This window comes from Streptococcus parasanguinis (genome assembly GCF_001578955.1).
Taxonomy (GTDB): domain Bacteria; phylum Bacillota; class Bacilli; order Lactobacillales; family Streptococcaceae; genus Streptococcus; species Streptococcus parasanguinis_U.
Genome location: NZ_KQ969689.1, coordinates 424,217 through 428,485, shown reverse-complemented (window position 1 = coordinate 428,485; position 4,269 = coordinate 424,217). Strand labels below are relative to the sequence as shown.

Below are 4,269 nucleotides of genomic sequence, written 5' to 3'. Positions count from 1 at the left end.
AATCCAAGCCAATTGTTGTCCCAAAAAAGACCAGACCATTTGGGGATAGTCATGAGAAACTGCTACATAAACAGATAAAATCCCAATCATGAGAAGGGTGAGAACAATCCCAATGATCGAATAATCCAGGTGGATATCCCAAAAATGATTTTTCTTCATTCACGTTCCTTTCTGTTAGAATGGTAAATAATTTAGTAGAATAGCATCTGTAGAATTAAGCTAGATCCGGCTACACAAAACCAAGCAATCAAACCTACCAGAAGGGGGGCTGCTCCTGCTGCACGGAACTGTTTCCAAGAAACCTTGCTTCCGATTCCGACTAAGGCCATGGCCATAAAGAGGTGAGAAAGGTCCTTTAGGTAAGGAAGAACCACTTTAGGTACCAAGCCGATAGATGAAAGGATAGAAGCCACAATAAACCAGATGATGAACCAAGGAATAATTTTTTTTAACATTCCTTTGTTTCTTCCTTGTTGTTTACTCCGATACCATTTTAAACCGATCAAGCCCAAACAGACCGGTACAATCATCAGAGCTCGTGTTAACTTAACAATTGTAGCCATTTCACCCGCCGCTTTACTGTAGGAAAACGCTGCTGCTACAACAGATGACGTATCGTTAATGGCTGTTCCTGACCAGAGGCCAAATTGAAAATTAGACATATGCCATATATGCCCTAATACTGGAAAGATAAAGACAGCCAAAATGTTGAAGAAGAAGATGGTTGACATAGATAAGGCAATTTCCTCTTCGTCTGCTTCAATGATCGGCGCAGCTGCTGCGATAGCAGATCCACCACAAATAGCTGTTCCAAACCCAATTAAGGTCCGTAGATGAGATTTCAGATGGAAGACTTTCCCAAAGATAATCGCTGCTAGAAAGGCAACCGTTATAGTTGGCAGACTAATCTTCAAAGAAGACAAGCCTGTAGAGGCAACCGTCGCAATCGGCAAGCTAAATCCCATAAAGATAATCGAATACTGCAATAATTTCTTACCGGACCAGTTCAGTCCTGGTCGTGAATTCTCTGGTAAATCTACTAATTCATTGAGGACAATTCCTAAAATCAAAGCAAAGACACTGGAGCCAATGATGGGAAAGAAATTTCCCAAAAACATAGCACAAAGAGCCAGTACAAATGCAATTGCTAGTCCAAATCCCTTATTTTTCATTCTCTCAATTCCTTTCAAAAAAATCAGCTGCTTGCTCAACAAGCCGCTCTCTCACAGTCGTCTGAAGGGGCAACACTTGTTGCAAACCATCTATAATTTGTTTTCCATATCGTTTGGTCACCACCCGCTGGTCCAATAAGAGGACCAACGATTCCTGGTCTTGAAAACGGCTGGTTCTCCCAATAGCCTGTTTTAATCTTAAAATCGCGACCGGAAGGCTATAGTCATAAAAGGGATTTTTCCCCTGTTCTCTGAGTTGGGTATTCAGTTTTTGGACCATGTAATCTTTGGGGTTATCAAAAGGAAGGCGCGTGATCATTTGAATCACTTCTTTTTGTTGGGAAAAATCGACTCCCTCCCAGAAGCTTCCTGTTCCCAATAAAATAGAGCTTTCTCCTCGGTCAAATCGTCGCTTAATATTAGCTGCATCTCCATTTCGATACTGGGCCAAATGAGGAAACTTCAATGCGTTTGACGTCTCCAATAACAATTCTTTTGAGGTAAACAAAAGAAAAATTGGTTTTCTTAGAGGAAGAAGTTCATCGATGAGCTGACAAATCTCTCCTGCATACTCTACGGAAGATAAAGAAACGACATCTGGGAAATCTATCGGCACCAATAATTCCTGGTGTTGTTTGACTGTTATTGGCACCCGGTAGATTTGCTGCTCTTGGTATCCTAAAAGAGCAGGTAAATGCACTTTTTTACTAATAGCGATCGTCGCTGATACAAAGAGCACGGGCACCTCTTCAGGCACAAACTCCTTAAAGGATAGTAAGTCCTCAACTCCACCATGGAGACGAAGAATCTGGTGGCTTTCAACCACTTCTTTGTCCATCCAAAAGGTTTGGTAGCGCTCATCAAACAATTCCCTTAGATTCTCTAGAGATTCGTTTTTTAATTCCGATACATCCTGTCGAATTTTTGCCACCGTTTGATCTGATAAGATCGCTACTTTTCCTTGTAGGACTTCTTTTGAGCAGGCATTTAGTTCAAATTGAATACTCTCCAGCAAACGTCGCTGCAGAAGATCTTTCTCCTCTTCGATGGCGTGTTGCAAGCTTAGAAGAAGAGATTGCAAGTTTTCTTCTCTTTGTGAAAATTGCTCTAAAGCAAAAAAAGAGTTTTTGCGCTTCATCCACTACCAGAACAGATTCTTGAAGTAGACTCTTATCATCTTCTAGACGGGTTAACAGATAGGCATGATTGGTCAGAATCACCCGGCTGGTTTTCACTTTTTCCTGGCCGAGACGCCAAAAATCTTCCTGAAAAAAAAGGGAACGCTTCGATAATTGGCCATCGTGGCATATCTCAGAAACAAAATGAAGATGACGATAGAGTTGGCCAATTTCACTGAACTCTCCCGTTTCTGTCATCGTCAGCCAAACCAAGAGTTGCATTTTAAAGCGTCGAATCATCCCATTATCTGACTCACCCTGTAAGGCCTCATAAAATTTATCGAGTTGGATGTAATCCTTGGGACTTTTCAGGCTATGAAAGGGAATTTGGAAAAGATCTTGGATAGTCTTTCCTTCTTTCTTCATAATTTGATCCTGAAGAATTTTAGTCGGAACACTAACAAGAATGCGCTTGGAGGTTTTAGCCAAAAGCGTTAATAGATAGGCATAGGTCTTCCCAATACCCGTTGGCGCTTCGATAAAACTTGGAAGTGGCTGTTGCAAACTGTCCTCGATATAGGCAACAAATTCTCTCTGCTCCGGATAAGCATCCATTCCCAACAGCTGCATATTGAGTTCAAACTGTTCAGACAAATGACGACTTTCTAAAAACTGCTGTGGCTTGCGCAGATAGAGACCATGAACTTCTACTAAATGAGCTGGTAAAAAAAGACTACTGTCTTCAAGCGCATCTTCTATTAAGAGTCGTGATTCATAAATCAAACAATCTGCCATCGAAAGAAGTTTTTCGATCAATCCTCTTGGTAAGCTCGCAATTTTTTCTCTCAATTTCAACAGCAGCTGGGCTGTTGCCATAGCATCCGCTAAACCAGAGTGAGCATGATGCAACTCAATTTCCAACTCAGCCGCAAGCGCTCCTAAATTGTAGCGTTCTAAAGTCGGATAGAAAATTTGAGACAATTCAACCGTATCAATCCGAGGAGTCGTTAGCTCAAATCCTTCCCAAAAGAGGGCCTCTGCCAATAAATTCGCATCAAATTTGACATTATGGGCCACAAAGACGGCATCTTCTATTAATTCAAAAATTTCTTTTGCCACTTGTGCAAACTCTGGTGCTTTTTTCAAGCGAGCATCTGTCAGGCCAGTCAATTGTTTGATATGCTCATCCAATCGTTCATGGGGATTCACATCCGTCTCATAGGATTGCGTAATCCTCCCATCTTCGATGATGACAATCCCAACCTGAATGATCTTAGCATTGCTTCCAGCACTGGTCGCTTCCAGGTCCACAATGGCATATTTCCGTTTCTGTCTTGTCATAGTACTTAAAATTATATCACGTTTGAGCAAGCTCTGCAGATTTTTTTCTCCTTTCAGGCTGACTTCAATCCTGTTATTTTCCTTGCAATTTGATACACTATTCTAGAAAGGAGTCCTTATGAAAATCTATCGTACCGTTAATCCTGTAGCTTATGAAAACACCTACTACCTTGAAAATGAACACTCCCTCATTCTTGTCGATCCAGGCAGCGACTGGGCAACCATTCAAAAACAAATTGATCGTATCGGTAAACCAATCGTAGCAATTCTTTTAACCCATACGCATTACGATCACATTATGAGTCTTGAAAAGGTTCGTCAGACCTATCATTTCCCACCTGTTTATGTCCATTCAGCAGAAGCCAGTTGGTTGTCTTCTCCTGTCGATAATTTATCTGGTTTGGATCGGCATGCGGATTTAGAAGATGTTGTATGTAAGGAGGCAGACTTCCTTTATGACATTCGCTCTGATTACCAAATAGCCGATTTCCACTTTTATGTTCTGGAGACACCAGGCCACTCTGCAGGAGGGGTCTCTATCGTCTTTCCTGAGGATCACCTGATTCTATCCGGTGACGCCCTTTTTCGCGAAACCATTGGACGGACCGATCTTCCAACAGGGAACGCAGCACAGTTAC

2 protein-coding genes and 2 pseudogenes are annotated in these 4,269 nt (G+C 41.7%); 1 reads left to right on the top strand and 3 read right to left on the bottom strand.

Annotation, left to right across the window (positions count from 1 at the left end; all coding sequences use genetic code 11):
• The 3 genes and pseudogenes from SPADD19_RS12380 to SPADD19_RS02000 all read right to left on the bottom strand — a co-directional run.
• Window positions 1-159, bottom strand: a pseudogene (locus SPADD19_RS12380) (FtsW/RodA/SpoVE family cell cycle protein); the annotation flags it as partial.
• A 32-nt stretch (window positions 160-191) separates the two neighbouring features.
• Window positions 192-1,172 carry a YeiH family protein gene (locus SPADD19_RS02005; RefSeq protein WP_003018919.1) on the bottom strand — a complete coding sequence of 327 codons (981 nt, stop codon included), beginning with the start codon at window positions 1,170-1,172 and terminating at the stop codon, window positions 192-194.
• A gap of 4 nt (window positions 1,173-1,176) precedes the next feature.
• Window positions 1,177-3,631 (bottom strand): annotated as a pseudogene (locus tag SPADD19_RS02000) (bifunctional DnaQ family exonuclease/ATP-dependent helicase).
• A gap of 118 nt (window positions 3,632-3,749) precedes the next feature.
• Between SPADD19_RS02000 and SPADD19_RS11390 the strand changes: the two are divergent.
• On the top strand, window positions 3,750-4,269 hold a 520-nt coding region (locus SPADD19_RS11390; RefSeq protein ID WP_423170598.1), incomplete at its 3' end, for an MBL fold metallo-hydrolase.

What these genes read in the sequence shown, in the direction of transcription:
- SPADD19_RS02005 (WP_003018919.1), bottom strand. Translation starts at nt 1,172, where the DNA reads ATGAAAAATAAGGGATTTGGACTAGCAATTGCATTTGTACTGGCTCTT.